This window comes from Bacillus ectoiniformans, from assembly GCF_016908875.1.
Classification (GTDB): Bacteria; Bacillota; Bacilli; order Bacillales; family Domibacillaceae; genus Bacillus_BX; species Bacillus_BX ectoiniformans.
In genome coordinates this window covers 64,742-83,064 of record NZ_JAFBES010000003.1, presented here as the reverse complement: position 1 = coordinate 83,064, position 18,323 = coordinate 64,742, and the positions used below count along the sequence as shown (strand labels likewise).

The following is an 18,323-nucleotide window of genomic DNA, read 5'->3' as shown; positions in this document are numbered from 1 at the left end:
TTCCAAATTTCATTTTAACGTTTCTTTCATTCGAATACTTGCGAGCAGTCCGGCGAGAAATGGCAGGATGGCGACAAGTCCAATCGCCCAGTGGACGCCTAACAAGTCGGCGAAGATTCCAGCCAGCAGTGCACCGAATGCATAGCCGCTGTCTCTCCAAAAGCGGTAGACCCCCATGGAGGATGCCCGCCAACTTGGAGCCGCTACGTCACTGATTGCGGCCTGTAACGTTGGGTACACCATCGCTGTCCCTAAGCCAAGAAGAATCGCTCCCGCCACCCATAAAGAGAAGCCATCAACAAACAGAATCCACCACAAAGCGGCTGCCTGTGTCCACATGCCGAATACAATCAGCATTTTACGGCCAATCTTATCACTTAATGCACCAGTAAACAGCTGAAAGAACCCCCAAGCAGCCGGATAGAGCGCCACAATGGTGCCTATTTCCCCGACAGTTAATCCTCTAGAAGCAAAGAAAAGCGGAAATAGCCCCCACGCCATCCCATCTTTCAAATTCGTCGACAAGCCTGAGAAGCTGATGGACGATAAGTTTTTATCCTTCCAAGTGGTTAACTGAAAAACTTCTTTACGAGACCGGTCATTTTCATTCGCTGGGCTGTTTTGCATTTGAAGCTTCAGATGCTCCCCGGTATCTTTTACTACTAAAGAGAATAAAATGCCGACGGCGACGATCCCAAGACCGATATAAAACGGCTCTGGTCTTAGTGAAGAAGAAGCAGCCACAAACCCTGAAACAGCCGCCATAATTGCCACACCAGAATAGCCAGCAAATTCATTTAATCCAACGGCTGTTCCTCTTTGATTGGCTTTTGAAATATCAATCTTCATATTAACGGTCATTGACCATGCTAACCCCTGATTGATCCCTAATAAGATATTGGCGAACACAATCACCCACCACGCATGGGCAAAGATAATCAAGATTGGAACAAATAGCCCTACCATCCAGCCGGCGATCAGCACCTTCTTGCGGCCGAAGGTATCGGCAATTTGCCCCGCAAAGTAGTTCACAATCGCTTTCGAGAAACCAAAGCTGATGATAAAGGATAGCGCCGCGCTCGTTGAAGCTAACCCGAACTCTTCCTCTCCCAAAATGGGCAGTACGGTTCTCTCAATTCCCACCATGGAGCCGACAAATAAGTTAGTGACAACTAGTAAAAGAAATTGAATGGAGTTTTCTTTAATCCCAATTTCCACAGGCTTTCTCATTTGATCGACTCCTTGCCAAACAGCTGCATCCATTCATTCGTACCCGCATCAAGCACCCAAGCCTCATACCCTTTCATCCGCAGATATTCAACAGCCTCTGTGGCATAGGCGCAATAAGGACCTCTGCAATAGGCGACGACACCCTTCTCCTTTGGCAGCATTTCTAGGTGATCTTGCAATTCAGTGACAGGAATCGACCTAGCATTTGGAATATGGCCTGACTCATATTCTTCCGCCGGTCTTACATCAATCAGCGTCACCGTATTGGCTTTCACTTTTTCAATCAGCTTCTCGATTGTGATTGCCTCTACTTCATTGTCTCTTAAAATAAAGCGCTGTCTCGTTTCCTCAATGCCTGCCAGCCGTTCCTCTGCCACATCTCTTAGAGCTAAACTCAGCTTTAACACACTCTCGCTTGCCAGCTGGTAATAGACGTAATTACGTTCTTTCGAAAACGTTACAAGCTGAGCCTCCAGTAAGGCCTGTAAGTGTTTAGATGTATTAGCGATACTCATGTTTGTGGCTTTGGCTAGTGATTCGACTGATTTAGGGCTTTGAGACAGTAAATCTAATAACTCCAGCCGTTTCGGACTGGATAGTGATTTACCAACTTTCGCAAATTCACCATAAATTTTTTCTTTAAACTCTCTTGTGTTCAAAAACTCACCCTTTCTATCCTCGCTATTGTTTCCAGGACCAAATGACGACAGGAATAAGGAGTAAAGACAGAAGCCCACCGGTAAGGGCAAGGGCAGCATAGCTGGACTGGGCGACGACCATCCCAGAAAGCATGCCTCCGGAGGCACCGGATAAAGCAATGAAGACATCCATTTTACCTTGCGTTTTCGCGCGAGTAAGCGGATGAGTGGAATCAACAACTAAAGCCGTTCCGCTAATGAGCCCAAAGTTCCAGCCAATCCCTAATAAAGCTAGGGCAATCAGCAGCAGAGCCATTGAATCCCCTGGAGCGAAAGCAGCAAGAAGTCCAGCTGACAGTAATGTAACACCAGAAGCAATCGCCATGGCTGTTCTTCCCACCTTATCTACAAGAACCCCTGTAATTAGAGAAGGTAAATACATCGCTCCTATATGAACGGCGATCACAAGTCCCACTTCACTTAACCCATGCCCATGATGCTTCATATGCACTGGTGTCATTGTCATGACTGCCACCATCACCATTTGTGTTAATACCATGATCGTTGCACCTACCGCTAACCCGCGCGTATTCACCTTCTGGGTTACTTCCTCACCCGTTGATGCATCCTTGCTTGTTGCTTGCCGTGCAGCGATTGCTTGTGCAACGACGTACGGATCATGTCTTAGAAAGACTAAAAGCACTGTTCCCGCCATTAAATAAGCAGCGGCGGCCAAAATAAACGGTCCTGCCAAAGAAGGAACACCAATCGAAGCAGCCACTTCACCCATCACACTAACTAAACTCGGGCCTGCCACTGCCCCAAATGTCGTGGATACCATCGCAATGCTGATGGCCTTCGCTCTCTGATTAGGAGCAGCTAAATCTGTCCCTGCATAACGGGCTTGCAGATTCGTGGCTGTTCCGGCACCGTAGATCAACAGCGCAATAAATAAAAAGGCAACATTATTCATAAGAGCGGCAAATACCACGCCCAACGCGCCGAGACCTCCAGTTAGAAATCCAGCAGATAGCCCAAAACGCCGGCCAAAACGCTGCGACAGCTTCCCGACAAGGAAGGCTGCTCCGGCTGAACCTAGTGTAAACAACGCCGCTGGAACCCCTGCGTATTGATCTGTCCCTAGCATCTGCTGGGCAAGCAGCGCACCGACCGTGACTCCAGCAGCTAACCCCGCGCCTCCAAAAATTTGGGACATTACCACAATTAAAAGCGTCCGTTTATATAGCTTCTCCTGCTCCTGCTTGGAGTTCACATAGCGTTCAAGCCACAGCGGCTGTTTTTCTCGCACCTTCACCTCTTCTTCTGTTCTTAGTTCCATTTCTTCACCCATTGAAAATATGAAATCCATTCAGCATCTTTTTGTTTCATTTCCCCAGCACCCTTTCGTTATCATTAACTTTTTTAATCTATTCAACTATTTAGTTGAATGTTATCATGCTGTCATTTTTTTGTAAATGCAAAAAAGCCTGACTTCCTATAGACGTAACCAGTCATTAAAGGAAAGTCAGACTATGAAAAATTAAGAAACAAGAAAGGACAAAATGAATGTCCACACACTTACAAAGGCCAGTAAGCCAAAGCTATATTTCAATGTCATTTTTGTTAAAGCTGCTTCATTCCCTGTCTGTCCTACAGCTGCTGTTGCGATGGCAATGGATTGAGGAGAAACGAGCTTAGCCATGACACCTCCAGCTGTATTAGCAGACACTAATAGAGAAGGGTTCGTACCAATAATGTGACCCGCTGTCGATTGAATCGGTGCGAAAAGCGTATTATTATTAACGACGGAACCTGTCATAAACACGCCAATCCAGCCTAAGATCGGTGACAGCAGTGGGAAAGCAATGCCTGTAGTTGCGACTGCTTCACCTAGCGCAGTTGTTAAACCGCCATATGTCATAAGTTTCGCAATACCAATAATGGCGCAGATCATAATAATAGGAAGATAGAATTCTTTAATAGATGTTTTCCATAAATCAAAGCCTTCACTAAAGCTGATCCCCTTCGTTGTCGCAATTGTTGTTAAGTTAGCTAGTAAAATAGCTGTTCCTGTCGCCCCGATCAGATCAAGTGCGATTGAAATAGACGAGCCCGGTATAACAAATTTTATAACTGAGGCGGCTAACACACCGCCTTCTGCAAACAAGCCTTTAAATGCAGGAAGACTCCAGATTAAGATGAAAATAGTCAGTAAATAAAACGGTGACCATGATTTAATGACTTCGCTAAGTGAGTGTTTCTCCACTTTAGCAGGTTGTCCATTAAGCAAGAAAATCTGCTTCGGCTGCCATTTTTTAAGAAACAATGCTAGTGACCCCATCGCAAGTAAAGAAGGAATAATATCAGCAAGTTCAGGTCCAAGGAAGATGGTAATCGCCGCTTGTGAAGCTGTGTAAGTGACAGATGTAACGAGAATAGCCGGGAAGATCTCTTTGATTCCTTTAAAGCCATCGAGCAGCCAAATCAATAGAAACGGAATGGTAAAGTTAATGATTGGAAATGTCAGCGCAGTCATTACGGAAACATCCATGGCACTCACACCTTCTAAATGAAAAGTATCGACAATGCCAACCGGAATTCCAATAGCGCCAAACGCTCCTGACGCTCCGTTTGCGATCAAGCACAGCATCGCTGCCTGCAGCGGATTAAACCCTAATGACACGAGCAGAACCGCACAAATGGCAATTGGCACCCCAAACCCTGCCGCTCCTTCTAAAAAAGCATTAAAGCTAAAGCCAATGAGAAGCAGCTGAATCCGCTGATCCTGAGAAATACCAGCAATACTTCCTCTTAAAATATCGAACTTTCCAGATTGAACGGAGATTTTATATAACCAGATCGCCATCACAATAATATAGCCGATCGGGAATATCCCCTGAATCACACCTTGCAGCACGCTTCCTGTCGCTTCTCCAATCGGCAGCTTAAAAACGAAGAACGCGATCAGGAATGTCACACCTAAGTTCAGCAAGGCGGCGTGAATGCCCTTCATTTTAAAAACAGTTAAACATAATAGAAATAACAGAATCGGAACCGCGGCAAACAAAGCGGATATAGCTAATTGATTAAACGGATTAAATGTTTCGACCAACATAAGAAAGACTCCTCTATTGTTTAATTCTCAGATGCGTTATTTCCAAAACGGCTCTTGGATTTCTTTTAGAGTTTTCACAGATCGAGACAGCTTTTCTTTCTCCACTTCATTTAAATCCAGTTCAATGACCTGTTTGACTCCTTGGCGGCAAATGACGGCTGGTGTCCCAATAAATACATCTTCATGACCGTATTGACCCTGCAATAAAGTGCCGACTGGCAGCACCACCTGTTCGTTCTGCAATACAGCTTTTGTAATTCTCGCCATCCCCATTGCAATGCCGTAGAATGTGGCACCTTTAGATTCAATAATCTGGTAGGCCGCATTTTTTACTTGATCAGCCATTTCAGCTTTTCTTTCTTCAGAAAGTTTAGATTCGATCCGTGTACCAGAGATATTCGCTGTGCTCCAGACAGGCAGCTGACTGTCCCCGTGTTCACCAATGATATATGCGTGAACGCTTGTTGGCGCTGTATCAAACTCTTTTCCTAGAAGGAAGCGGAATCTTGCTGAATCAAGAATTGTGCCGGAACCGATGACTCTCTCACTTGGCAGACCTGAGAATTTCCAAGTCGCATAGGCTAAGATATCAACGGGGTTCGTCGCCACTAAGAAAATTCCGTTAAATCCAGCGTCCATAATATTAGTCACAATGGATTTGAAAATCTTTAAGTTTTTGTTTACTAGATCTAACCGAGTTTCTCCCGGCTTTTGAGCGGCACCTGCACAAATGACAACCACTGCTGCATCTCGGCACTCTTCATATGTACCGAATTTAATATTCATTGTTTGCGGCGCATAGACGATTCCGTGGTTCATATCCATCACATCGCCTTTTGCTTTTTCTTCATTTAAATCGACGAGTACAATTTCATCAGATACCCCTTGATTCATTAACGCATACGCATAGCTTGAACCAACCGCTCCTGTTCCAACGAGTACCACTTTATTTCCTAATGTCATCATATCTTTTCTCTCCTGTTCTATTTGTGAAACTTTTCACAAATTAATTTAAAAAATTTTGGAATGATTTTTATTATTAAATTTAGAATGATTACTGTTTAAATTGATCACATGTGATTAAAAAAAGATATTGTGAATTACTTCACAAATAGATTGTATTATTTCTCCTTCCCCCATTCAATAGTTCTTTTTGCACATATTTCGATTTGAAAACGCTTAACAGAAAAAAATATTATTATAGGGGTCAGTCCCCCAGCGCTTTAAAGCTTTAAAGCACCGGGGGACTGACCCCTATTTCGTTGGAAAGCGTATAATAACCGTGGTTCCCTTACCTTTTGAGCTTTGAAACTCAATGGTTCCTTTATATTTAGCTGCGATGTTATAACAAATCATCATGCCTAATCCTGTTCCTTTGCTTTTCAAGGAATAAAAAGGTGTGCCGAGCGATTCAATTTCTGCTTCTGACATTCCGTTCCCATGATCGATGACCTTTATTTCGGCAAAGCCGTTCTTCTTACCAGCTTTCACAAGAACAGAATCTCCTGATTTAGAGGCCTCTATGGCATTTTTAATGATATTGATGAATAACTGCTTAAGCTCCATATTATTCGCAATGATATAACAATCTTCCACTATATCTAACTCAATTTTATTATCTCGCAACAGCCCATAGGAGTATAATAGGTCTGTTACACTTTGAAGAACCAGCTTCACATTTACCGACTCAGTTTTTGTGCCATCATTCGGTTTGGCAATAGATAAAAATTGAGAGACCACCTGTTCAGCTGTATTTAATTCATCAATCATCAGCGTAAAATGCCTTTTATGATCCTGATTAAAGGAAGGGTCTTTTTCATATAACTGCAAAAAGCCTTTGACCACGGTCAATGGATTTCTAATTTCATGAGCAACGGCTGCCGCCAATTGTCCGGTGGCTTTTAACCGCTCGGTGTGTTTAATCTCTTCATAATATAACTTCTGCTTCTTTATATGAACATCCGTTAAATAAAAAATTAAAAAGATAAGAAATTGAGTCCCTAAATAGTTAATGGCATTCCCTATTAGATCTAATTTCAAGTAGGAATACACATTCCCTTTATCAAGGAGCATGATATAACTAACTGTAAAAATGATTGATAAATTGTTTACGATCAAAGAGTAATAAAACAGCTTGGAATCAAAAAACAAAATCGAGATGGCAGGAATAAAACACAAAAAAATAAATGTGGACCATGTTTCTGGATACAAGAAAAATAGTGTATAAAAGTAGACATAACTCAAGCTAATAATCATGATTCTGCTCATTTGAGTTTCATACTTAGGGTACAACAATAAACAGGCAGATAAACCAATGACCAGAATATGATGAACAATATAACCAGTCTCTAGGTGTCCTAGACGTGGATTATCCACAAACAGCCCCATCATCATCACAAAAACCACAAAACTCACTGTCATATAATAAAGCTTTTTATTAATATGATTATTCAATTCCTTCATCATTTGCCCCTTTTTAAATTCACTTATATGACTCCAATTACCTGCGTTAATATTACCATATAACGTTAAGAGAGAGAGCGTAAAAATGGGGTCAGACCCCATTTTTACCTTTACTTTTCGCTCATCTTATAATAATATTTAGAGAATTAATTCTTACTATTTTTATAGGTTATGAGGTGAATGATTTGGCACAAACAGCAACAGCAGATACAATTTCACAATCAAATCGTCATTCTACTACTTTTGTTACCAGCCTTAGTCCGACGCAAAAAAAATTAGTTTCTGGAGGAATTCTTGCCTCTATTGTTCTCTTATTGCTCATAGTTCAATCGGCTAACTGGGTGCAAGGCGCACTTTTTATTATTGGATTATTACTCGGGGCTACCTTGCTATATGCACGTTTTGGATTCACATCTGCCTTTCGCAGACTCGTTTCTGTAGGCAACGTTCAAGGACTTCAAGCGCACATGATTATGCTTGCGGTTGCTTCTACATTATTTGCGATTATTTTAAGCACTGGTTTTAGCTTTACTGGAGCAGAACCGAAAGCTTCTGTCTCTCCTGTTGGTGTAAGTGTTTTGTTTGGTGCCTTTGTTTTTGGAATCGGCATGCAGCTAGGCAACGGATGTGCTTCAGGTACATTATACAATGTGGGCGGCGGTGCCACCTCTATGGTTTTGACCTTAGCAGCTTTTATTGCCGGGTCCACTATCGGCGCCTACCATTTCACTTTTTGGACGGAAGAGATGCCTGCTCTCCCGCCAATATCTTTTGCTGAATCCACTGGTCTCGGATACTTTGGAGCATGGGCTATGCAACTGCTGGTATTTGCCGCGATCTATTGGATAACGATTCAAATTGCTAAAAAGAAAAATCCGCCAGCGATGAAGCCGCTGCCGACTACAACCGGCTGGAAAAAAGTACTGCGCGGTTCTTGGCCATTAATAACCGCCGCCATTATTTTAGCTTTATTAAATGCCTTGACGTTAACAGTTAAAGGTTCACCGTGGGGGATTACTTCTGCTTTCGCCCTTTGGGGAGGAAAAGCGATGATGGCCATGGGAATTGATGTTACGCAATGGGGATATTTCACTGGGAAGAACGGAGAGGCGCTTTCGAATTCTGTTTTAGCTGACGGGACAAGCGTCATGAATTTCGGAATTGTGCTAGGAGCATTTATCTCCGCTTCATTCCAAGGAACATTTAAACCGAAAAAAATGAAGATGGGCGTAGCCGGAGCTGCGATTATTGGCGGACTGATGATGGGTTATGGAGCCCGCCTGGCCTTCGGATGTAACATTGGCGCCTATTTCGGAGGCATCTCATCCTTCAGCCTGCACGGATGGGCTTGGATGGTGATGGCTATGCTTGGAACATTCTTAGCTCTATTTATTCGACCAATGTTCGGGTTAAAAAACCCGTCCTCTAAAGATTCATTCTGTTAATAAACAAGCTTGCAGAAGGCTAGTCTTCTGCAAGCTTGTTTTCGTTTTACATACTCTAATTATTTCCTGTCATTCGTCCGAGCGACATATTCTATGCTTCACCCTATTAGGCAGCTATACATAGACTATATAAATAGATTGGGGTCAGTCCCCCGGCGCTTTAACGCGCTGAGGGACTGACCCCAAATCATGGAGGGATACGTATGGTTAGCTTCAATTCTTTTCGTGGCAAGATCACCATGATCAGCGATTTTTTTACTGGGCAAAATGGCGATGGGGAAGGCTGTTATCGATTAATGACTGTTGAAGACAAAACCGGAGCCATTGTAAATTTTGTCGTATCACCTGCTACCTACTTCGTTGAGCAAGAAGTGGTCATGCTAGGAGATCAAATTACAGGTTATTATGATGCAAATGCACCTGTTCCGTTAATTTTCCCGCCACAATACCGAGCCCTTATTATCGTAAAAGACAGACCTAATCAAAATGTAAAGGTCGATTATTTTAACAGCCAGCTGATCAGCAGCGATGGCCAGCTAAAATTAAATCCATCACCATACACGCAAACCCTCTTAACAAACGGTCAGCCGCTTTTAAGAAGTCCTGCCAATCGAAACCTAATCGCCATCTATGGCCCTTCCACTAAAAGCATCCCGGCTCAGACCGTACCGTATAAAATTATTGTTTGGTGCAGCAGATAGTATGGAATGAGAAGCAGCAGAAATAGGGGGCAGTCTAGCACTGGCCCCTGAACAACCTTACATATTCAGCCTGCTGTCGTCGAGCTCCATAGCATGTGTAGCCTTGTTCCTCCCGTTCGCTTTCGAGGCGTAGAGTGCTCGGTCTGCTTTGGAGAGAATGGAAACATTGGTATCTCCAGCCATGAAGGTGGATACGCCGATACTGACAGTTATGGAACAAACCTCCCATGTGGCATGTTCGATAGCCGATCGCAATTTTTCTGCTTTCCGCTTAGCAGCCACCTCATCTTTAGCCGGCAAAATGATGATAAATTCTTCTCCCCCGTAACGGGCGACTGTATCGGCTTTTCCGGCTTCCGACTCCATAATCTTTGCCAATTCCCGCAGTATTTGATCGCCGGCAAGGTGACCCCAGGTGTCATTGACTTTTTTGAAGTGATCAACATCGAGGATTAAAAGAGAAAATGGGGTTCCAGCTTTTGAAAATAAAGATATACACTCCTCCAGCTGCTCGAGAAAATAACGCCGATTTTTTAACCCGGTCAAATCATCGGTAGCCGCCAGCCTCTCCAGTTCGGCATTCAACGCGACCAGCTCTTTTTGTTTTCTCTCATTTTCAATATGGAGGAGCTTCAATGCCTTAAGCGCCTCATCCTTGGCCTCATATGCTTCTTCCACTCTCTTTTTAATGCTGCGAATTTCTTGTTCATAATGGATACGCTTGTGCATTTTCACAAAAACGCAATCTATAACCTCCGTTCCATCACGTTCAACACATTTACCGTTTAATAGGACGGGTATATCCTCACCTGTTCCGGACTTTAACGAAAGATATACCTCTTCAACCACCCCATATAGCTGAAGGAACGGGTAAAAATGAGAGTGAAAAAGAAACTTATTGGCAATATTCATGATCGATTCAATATGCTTTTCGTGCAGTTCCTCTCGGCTATATTTGACCAAATCTAAAAAGGTTTCGTTCACATCTATGAACATCCCCCGCTTTGAGATCGTCACAAATCCGCATGGGGCATGATTAAAATCGTTCATGGCACTACTCTCCTCCAAATATAATTTCCTAGCTGGATGAAAGGTACTCTTTGATGTAATGAGTCGTTTCTTCTGGGTGACTTAAATGCGGGTAGTGGCCTTTCGCCTCCATCAGCTGAAGCGTGCTATTAGCAAGCCGGTTGTGTAAATACTCTCCTACTTCGATCGGCACAATACTGTCTTCGGAACATTGCAAAATGAGCGAAGGCGTGCTTAATTTCTGTAAATCGCTCCGATGATCTGAAAAGAACGTGGCCTCCGCAAACTTACGCGCAATAGCCGGGTCCGCCGAACAGAAGCTTGTTTCCAATTCCTGCGCTAGATGAGGGCGCTCAGGGTTATGCATAGCCATTGGTGCCAAAAAGCTCGCCCATCCGATGAAATTCATTTCCATCATATCCAGCAGCTCCATCACATCGTTTTGTTCAAAACCGCCAAAATAACCGGGAATATCATTCAAATATCGCGGAGACGGCCCAATCATAACCAGCTTTTCAAAATACTCTGGCTTCTGCAGGGCAGCAAGCATGCCAATCATCGAACTGACAGAATGTCCAACAAAAATTGTTTTCTTAATGTCCAAAGCATCCAAGATATCAATCAAATCTTCGGCATAACCATGAAGAGTTTTATATTTCTCCTGATTATATGCACTTAAATCAGACTTCCCCGAACCAACATGATCAAATAAAACCACACGGAACTCTTCCACAAAGTGCGGGACGATAAATCGCCACATATTTTGATCACAGCCAAACCCATGGGCAAAAATGATGGTTCGCTCTCCCTCTCCTATCACTCTTACATTATTGCGAGTAAAGACCTCTTTCATTTAATAAAGCCCCTTTGAAATCTATTAATATGTAGGTTTTCTAACCTATCAAGGACAGTCATCCCATATATGGAAATTAAAATAGGCGATCGCTTCATGCCGAAGAGACGCCTATTAAAGTGAAAAGCAAACAACATACGTCTATATTTTACCAAGCAAAATTTCAACTTTCACATTGATATTAATTAGTCCTATATACCTAATTATACCTTCTTATTATTAATATAGTATATCGTCATGATTTAGTAAACATGCTATGCCAATTTAGGAATGAGCTTTCTGAAGTGTTATTCACTTTTTATTAGAAAACATCCTCCTAGATCCAAAAATAGTATCTTCATGGCTCAATATTAGCTATAGCAAAAAACAACTGTTTTAACCTTTGACATCCTTCCCCTATCGTTTCTAAAATCAGCGCTATTTTTTCCAATTATCTAAATTTATCATTAATTTTGGGATATTAACATACCATCGGAGTTACACTAAGTCATAGCTGATATGAACTAAAGGGTGTGTCTTATATGTATTTTTTCCAAGGCCAGGAAACACTTACTGCCATTGATTGGATCCTTCGTGCTGTTGTGGCTTTTTTCTTTTTAATAGTGGTTGCTAAAGTTATAGGCCAGCGTGCCATTTCTCAATTAAGGCTTCTTGATTTCGTTATTGTTTTAGTCATTGGGAACATTATTGCCCATCCGTTATCAGACGAAGAGCTCGGGTTAAAAGGATCTGTTATTACAACCATTGTATTGGTGACCTTGTATCTTGCGGGCATATTTATAATTCTTAAATGTCCATGGTTTAGAAGATTGCTTACCCCTCCGCCTATAACCATCGTTCAGGACGGAGACATTCTTTATAAAGGGTTAAAAAAAGCAAGAATATCTATCGACGTTTTATTGGAAGAATTAAGGGAAGCAAAAGTCGAAGATGTGAAGAAAGTCGCCTTAGCGATTTGGGAAGCAGATGGAAAAATCTCAGTTTTTTTAGACCCAAAATACGAACCGCTTACACCCGCGTCCTTGCAAAAGAAACCGGAGCCTTTCGATTTGCCAAGGACGATTATTAAGGAAGGTAAAATCAACTCTAAAGAACTAAAACAAGCTTACAAAGATGAAGGCTGGGTGGTTTCAAAGCTAGAAAATCTGTACCAGACTGAGGTGAAGAACGTACTGCTTGCCACCCTTGACAGTAAAAATAATCTGAAGGTTTTTTTATATAAATAAATTTGGGGTCAGACCCCCGGCGCTTTAACGCGCTGAGGGTCTGACCCCAAATTTGCTAAGCATTCACTTTATATTTCCGACGATTTGTAAATAACGGAACTAAAATAGTTAACAGGCTAATGGCAATCAGTGTTAAAGCGATTGGCTTGTCTAAGAAGATGGACAGGCTGCCATTTGAAATGGTTAGTGTTTGTCTAAACGCTTGTTCCATCATTCCTCCAAGGATAAAGGCAAGGATAAACGGAGCGGCTGGGAATGAATACATTCTCATAAGGAATCCAATGACGCCAAATAAAACTAGGAGATATAAATCAAATGTGTTGAAGCTAATTGCATACACTCCAATTAAACTAAAAATAATAACCAAAGAAATAAGTAACGGTCTAGGAATTTTTAATACTTTTGCAATGTAAGGTATTAAAGGTAAATTTAAAATTAGCAAAAAGATATTCCCGACATACATGCTGGCAATAATCCCCCAGAACACTTCTGGACGGTCTTGAATTAACAAAGGTCCTGGCTGAACTCCTAATACTAAAAATGCTCCTAGCAAAACGGCAGTCGTTCCTGAACCAGGTATGCCCAAACTAAGCAACGGTACAAAGGCCCCTCCAGTTGCCGCATTATTGGCCGTTTCTGGAGCTGCTAACCCTTTAATGGATCCCTTGCCAAATTCGTCAGGATTTTTCGCAATTTTTTTCTCTGTGATATAAGCAATAAAAGAAGCAATGGTCGCTCCTGCTCCCGGCAAAACGCCAATAATGAACCCTAAAAAGGATTGCCTAGCCATCGGTCCGCTCATTTCCTTCATATCCTGCTTGGAAATTCGCAGGCTACCCAAGCCTTGATTACCGCTCATGCTATCATCTTTCCGATTCAATACAAGTGTGCAAACCTCTGCAAGAGCAAACAACCCTAATGCAATAACCAAAAAATCGATTCCCTCTAGCAAATTAGGATTTCCAAATGTAAATCTGCTCGTGCCTGTTTGACTATCGATACCAATAGTAACCACAATAAATCCTAAAATGGCCGATATAAACGCTTTAATAGCTGAACCCTCAGACAAGCTTGAAATAGCGGTTAACCCCATAAACATTAAAGCAAAATATTCAGCTGGACCAAACGAGACGGCAATGGCTGACAGGATGGGAGTGAACAGCATTAATAAAATGACGCTGACTGTTCCGCCTGTGAACGAAGCGATGGCCGCGATCGCCAGCGCCTTTCCTGCTTTCCCTTGCTGGGCCATTGGATAACCGTCAAAAGCGGTTGCTACGGTTCCAGCTACCCCTGGAGCATTTAAAAGAATAGAAGAGCTAGACCCGCCAAAAATGGCACCATAATATACACCAGCCATCATCACTAAAGCAATCGTTGGATCCATGCTATATGTGATAGGAATCATAATGGCTATTGCACTTATCGGTCCTAACCCAGGCATCATTCCAATAAAGGTTCCTACAAATACACCGATAAATACAAAAAGCATCCCTTCCAAACTAAACGCGACTTGAAATCCTGACATTAACCCTTGAAATGTATCCATATTCTTCCCTCCTTAAAATGGAATAATTCCTGCTGGCAGATTGATTGAAAGCAAATAATTAAATAGAACATAAATAGCCAGTGAAAAAACGATAGAAACAATTCCGTTGGCAATATGCTTTCTATATCCCAAGAATAATGAGCAACAGAAAATAAACAAAGTGGTCATAATTAAAAAACCTAATATTTCAAGCAGGGAAATATAAATTAATATAAAAATAAGAACAACCACTAATAAAAACAGATTACTTTTAGTCATTTTTCTTTTTTGTTTTTCTGCTTCTGTTTCCTCTTTTTTATTAATAAATAAGAGGATAGCGAAGAACAACAGAAGGAAGCCGAGCATTTTCGGAATGACATCTGCATCAATAAGTGCGTTGGGGTATTTAGGAATGTTATAGCTTAATAATAAATAACCCCCTGCTACAATCGCTAAAATGACGGCAATTTTTTGATTAATTCTTGTAAGCAATTTCCTCACCTCACATAATAGAATGAAAGATAGAAGGGAATGACTCCGCTCTATCTTTCGGTCAACTTTTTTTATTTAAAAACTATCGATTTAACCCTAATTCTTTTAGAAGTTTCTCCATCGATTCTGCTTCTGTCTTTAAGAACTTACTGTACTCTTCACTATTCATGTATTGCTCACCCCAGCCGTACTTTTTACGAATTTCATCCCATGCCGGAGAATCATTTAACTCTTTAAATTTTTGTTCATAATATTTAATAGCTGCGGGATCCATATTCGGAGGCCCAAAAAATCCTCTCCAGTTTACAAATGTTTCATCAATTCCCTGCTCCTTAGCTGTTGGGAAATCAGATAAAACCTCCCCTTCTAATCTCTCTTCAGACGTAATCCCTAACACTTTTATTTTCCCCGCCTTCACTTGTTCAATTGTTTCAGCTACTCCTGTCGTATAGACATCCACACTTCCATTAAGTACGGCAGTTAAACCGCCACCGTCCGGATCGGACACATATTTCATCTTTTTCACGTCCACACCTGCTGCTTTAGCTATCTTTACAAATTGCATGTGATCCATGCTTCCTGGAGAGGAAGTACCGATTACACTGACGCTGGCAGGATCCTTTTTCATATCAGCGAATAATTCATTTAAGTTGTTCCATTTGGCATCAGCTTTAACGACGAATGCACCATAATCTGCAATCACATTTGCAAGTGGCGTAAAGTCTTCATAGCCATACTTAGATTGACCATTTAAAGGAACTAACACTAATGGCGGCGAAGCAACAAACAAATGATACGGACTTGCTTCCTTGCCAGCAATATAAGACCACCCAATCGCTCCTCCTCCGCCAGCTTTATTTACAACTGGCAGCCGCTGATCAATTATCTTCTCTTGTTCAAACACTTGCGAAACCATCCTGGCAGTTGTATCCCAGCCGCCTCCGGGTCCTGCAGGAGCCGTAATTTCTATAGGCTGTTCTGGTTTCCACTCTCCACTTTTGTTTTTAACCCCAGCGGATGATTCGTTTGAACACCCAACAGTTAAAAGCAACATGAAACCAGCAGCTATGGACATTAATTTTTTCATTCTGTTTCCCCCTCTGTTCAATATTCTTACACTCATAATAATTCAGAATAATTAAAATGTAATCGTTTACACTTTTTGTTTCATAAAAACCTTTCTGTTTATTTTGTTCATTTTGTTCACAACAAAAAAAGCACCTTCTAATAAAAGAAGATGCACATTTTATATTAAATAATATTTACGTTCGGGCCTTCCAACTATTCCGTATTCCAGTTCAGCTTTGGCCTTTCCTGCGGATATTAAATACTCTAAATATCTGCTGGCCGTTGTTCGTGAAGCGCCTAAATACTCGCTTACCTCTTCTGCATTAATTCCATGCTTGAAGGATTCCATCGTTTCCTGTACTTTTTTCAATGTTAATGGATCAATCCCTTTTGGAAGAGATACAGATTGTGTGTTTGTATGACTTCCAGTAAATACTTGATCAATCACTGACTGATTAAACTCCTCGTTGGATTCAAACCATTCTCTTCGCGTCATCACTTTATTCAAGGCCGCTTGAAACCTATTAAAAGTGACAGGCTTGACAATATAATCAAGCACTCCATTTCGAATAGAGGCTTCTACTACTGTTCTTTCTGTTGAGGCCGTGATTAAAATAATATCGAGACCTGGATATTTCTGTCTTAATTCTGGAAGTAAAGACACTCCACTTTGGTCCGGCAGATAGTTATCTAACAATAAAACATCTATCTCTTCTTGTTCTGCTAAGGCAAGTGCTTCCGATGCATTTAAGGCTTGTCCTACGACTTCAATTCCAGTCATTTTCTCTAAAAATTGCTTATGAATAGAAGCAACTCGGAAATCATCTTCAGCGATGGCAACTTTTATCACTTGAATCACCCTCTCTAAATGCTTAATCTATAAAAGCTTGTTGTTTTTTTGGCAGGTAAATGGATACCACGGTTCCGTCGCTTAAGTTTGATTGTACCTCAATTGTTCCATTTAAACTTTCAACAGCTTGCTTAACAATGGAGAGCCCAAACCCTCGATTTTCATCCGTCTTTGTCGAATAGCCCGTATCAAATATTTTTTCAGCTTCATGTTCCGGAATACCGTGCCCGTTATCATAAACTTCTATGACCAAATCGTCTCCTACATCTATAGCAAAGAAAGTGACCTCACCGTCTTTTTTTCCTTCTGCGGCTTCAAAGGCATTATCTACTAAATTTCCTATAATAGAAATAATATTAGAATAGGAAAAATGCTGTGGAAGTCCATCAAGGCTGCAATTCTCATCAATCTTAAAATGAATTTTTTTCTCCGAAGCTTTTCCCAGTTTACCTAACAATAAAGCCTGGATTTTTGGTTCTTGAATTTGTTCAAATATAATCTGATTTTGTACTTCAAGAGCAGAGGATTCCGCTTGAATCATCTGAACGGCTTCCTCATATTTCCCTAATTGCAGCAGACCTGATAGCACATACAGCTTATTAGAAAATTCGTGAGTCTGCGCCCGTAAATCTTCAGAGTATTTTCTCACCTCAGATAAAGTTTCCACCATTTTATTCACTTCTGTTTTGTCTCTAAATGTGGAGACGGCACCAATCACTTGATCCTTTTCTATAATAGGCGTTCGATTAATGATAATGCTTTTGTTTCTTAAAGTCATTTCATGGTCGCGATCTGCTTTTCCAGTTTTCAGCACGTTATAGACCCCTGTGTTGGGTAAAATAGTTTCAATTTTTTCATGAATAATATCGTCTTTTACATCTAGCAGATTTTTAGCTGATTGATTAATCATTGTAATGTACCCATCTTTATCAACCGATATAATCCCTTCCTTAATGGAGTAAAGGATAGCATTTCTTTCTAAGTACAGCGAGGTCACTTCATGGGGTTCTAACCCTAAAGTAGAACTGCGTATGTTTCTAGCAAGTAAATAGCTTGCGGCTACTCCAATGATTAAAACAAAGAAAGAAATAAATCCCATTTCCTTTGCCCGTTGAATCGCGTCATTTGTTAACCCTGACATAGAATAACCAACTGATACAACGCCAATGACTTGTCCATCCGCATTTGTAATAGGTCCTTTTCCCCTAACCGACTTGCCGAGAGAACCCTCTGCTTTTGAAATATAAAATTGTCCTTTCAGTGCTTGGGCGTTATCTCCGCCAACCATCGGCAGACCGACCTTTTCTTGATCAGGATGTGCATAACGAACTCCTTCTTTATCACCTATTACAATGAATTCTGCGCCCGTTTCTTTTCTTATTTGATTAATCAGCGGCTGCAGGATTTGGGAAGGGTCTTCTTTATCAAAAGATGAAACAACAGAAGGCATGGAGGATACGGCTTTTGCCAATTGGAGAGCTTGACTGCCTTTTTGCTTTTCAATTTGTTTGTATTCCACCACTAAAGAAATAGCTAGGAAAATAAAAATAATAACTACCGTATTTACAATGTTCGAACCTATTATCTTTTTTTCTAAAGACATTGGAAGTTTTTTAGCGTTCATATTCACCTCAGCATTTATTTATTCATCTGATTATAATTTTACTAATATTCTATTAATTTTT

The 18,323-nt window shown here is 41.3% G+C and carries 16 protein-coding genes; 3 read left to right on the top strand and 13 right to left on the bottom strand.

Annotation, left to right across the window (positions count from 1 at the left end; genetic code table 11):
• Positions 1-9: 9 nt before the first annotated feature.
• From JOC78_RS05605 to JOC78_RS05580, 6 genes are all read right to left on the bottom strand, one after another.
• Positions 10-1,230 (bottom strand): MFS transporter, encoded by a 1,221-nt coding sequence (locus JOC78_RS05605; protein ID WP_204553525.1) that lies wholly within the window; start codon positions 1,228-1,230, stop codon positions 10-12.
• On the bottom strand, positions 1,227-1,889 hold the full coding sequence (locus tag JOC78_RS05600; RefSeq protein ID WP_204553524.1) for an ArsR/SmtB family transcription factor: 663 nt from the start codon (positions 1,887-1,889) through the stop codon (positions 1,227-1,229). Before JOC78_RS05600 ends, JOC78_RS05605 begins: the two co-directional genes overlap by 4 nt.
• A gap of 22 nt (positions 1,890-1,911) precedes the next feature.
• On the bottom strand, positions 1,912-3,237 hold the full coding sequence (locus JOC78_RS05595) for an MFS transporter (RefSeq protein WP_420829903.1): 1,326 nt from the start codon (positions 3,235-3,237) through the stop codon (positions 1,912-1,914).
• 171 nt (positions 3,238-3,408) lie between these two features.
• Complete coding sequence (locus tag JOC78_RS05590) at positions 3,409-4,983, bottom strand: L-lactate permease (RefSeq protein WP_204553523.1); 1,575 nt, start codon at positions 4,981-4,983, stop codon at positions 3,409-3,411.
• Between the two features lie 36 nt (positions 4,984-5,019).
• On the bottom strand, positions 5,020-5,949 hold the full coding sequence (locus JOC78_RS05585; RefSeq protein ID WP_204553522.1) for an L-lactate dehydrogenase: 930 nt from the start codon (positions 5,947-5,949) through the stop codon (positions 5,020-5,022).
• Between the two features lie 288 nt (positions 5,950-6,237).
• Positions 6,238-7,446: a sensor histidine kinase gene (locus tag JOC78_RS05580; RefSeq protein WP_204553521.1), complete on the bottom strand. Its 1,209-nt coding sequence runs from the start codon at positions 7,444-7,446 to the stop codon at positions 6,238-6,240.
• 212 nt (positions 7,447-7,658) lie between these two features.
• Here JOC78_RS05580 and JOC78_RS05575 point away from each other — a divergent pair, with 212 nt between their 5' ends.
• Both JOC78_RS05575 and JOC78_RS05570 read left to right on the top strand, forming a co-directional pair.
• Positions 7,659-8,891, top strand: a complete 1,233-nt coding sequence (locus JOC78_RS05575) for a YeeE/YedE family protein (RefSeq protein WP_420829910.1) — start codon at positions 7,659-7,661, stop codon at positions 8,889-8,891.
• Positions 8,892-9,094: 203 nt separating this feature from the next.
• Positions 9,095-9,592 carry a hypothetical protein gene (locus tag JOC78_RS05570; protein WP_204553519.1) on the top strand — a complete coding sequence of 166 codons (498 nt, stop codon included), beginning with the start codon at positions 9,095-9,097 and terminating at the stop codon, positions 9,590-9,592.
• 57 nt (positions 9,593-9,649) lie between these two features.
• Here the strand turns inward: JOC78_RS05570 and JOC78_RS05565 are convergent, their stop codons facing one another.
• Positions 9,650-10,642, bottom strand: coding sequence for a sensor domain-containing diguanylate cyclase (locus JOC78_RS05565; protein WP_204553518.1), 993 nt, complete (start codon positions 10,640-10,642; stop codon positions 9,650-9,652).
• A 28-nt stretch (positions 10,643-10,670) separates the two neighbouring features.
• A complete protein-coding gene (locus tag JOC78_RS05560; RefSeq protein ID WP_204553517.1) occupies positions 10,671-11,474 on the bottom strand; it encodes an alpha/beta fold hydrolase in 804 nt (267 codons plus the stop codon).
• Positions 11,475-11,995: 521 nt separating this feature from the next.
• Between JOC78_RS05560 and JOC78_RS05555 the strand changes: the two genes are divergently transcribed.
• The gene (locus tag JOC78_RS05555) at positions 11,996-12,700 is read left to right on the top strand and encodes a DUF421 domain-containing protein (RefSeq protein ID WP_204553516.1); all 705 of its coding nucleotides are present in this window, start codon (positions 11,996-11,998) and stop codon (positions 12,698-12,700) included.
• 55 nt (positions 12,701-12,755) lie between these two features.
• On the opposite strand, the gene JOC78_RS05550 is transcribed toward JOC78_RS05555, so the two are convergent.
• The 5 genes from JOC78_RS05550 to JOC78_RS05530 all read right to left on the bottom strand — a co-directional run bounded on the left by JOC78_RS05550 (position 12,756) and on the right by JOC78_RS05530 (position 18,262).
• On the bottom strand, positions 12,756-14,249 hold the full coding sequence (locus JOC78_RS05550; RefSeq protein ID WP_204553515.1) for a tripartite tricarboxylate transporter permease: 1,494 nt from the start codon (positions 14,247-14,249) through the stop codon (positions 12,756-12,758).
• 12 nt (positions 14,250-14,261) lie between these two features.
• Complete coding sequence (locus JOC78_RS05545) at positions 14,262-14,729, bottom strand: tripartite tricarboxylate transporter TctB family protein (protein ID WP_338023173.1); 468 nt, start codon at positions 14,727-14,729, stop codon at positions 14,262-14,264.
• A gap of 73 nt (positions 14,730-14,802) precedes the next feature.
• Positions 14,803-15,807, bottom strand: a complete 1,005-nt coding sequence (locus JOC78_RS05540) for a tripartite tricarboxylate transporter substrate binding protein (RefSeq protein ID WP_204553513.1) — start codon at positions 15,805-15,807, stop codon at positions 14,803-14,805.
• A 159-nt stretch (positions 15,808-15,966) separates the two neighbouring features.
• Entirely contained in the window at positions 15,967-16,638 is a 672-nt protein-coding gene (locus JOC78_RS05535) for a response regulator (protein WP_204553512.1), read from the bottom strand.
• 22 nt (positions 16,639-16,660) lie between these two features.
• Positions 16,661-18,262, bottom strand: coding sequence for an ATP-binding protein (locus JOC78_RS05530; RefSeq protein ID WP_204553511.1), 1,602 nt, complete (start codon positions 18,260-18,262; stop codon positions 16,661-16,663).
• Positions 18,263-18,323: the final 61 nt, after the last annotated feature.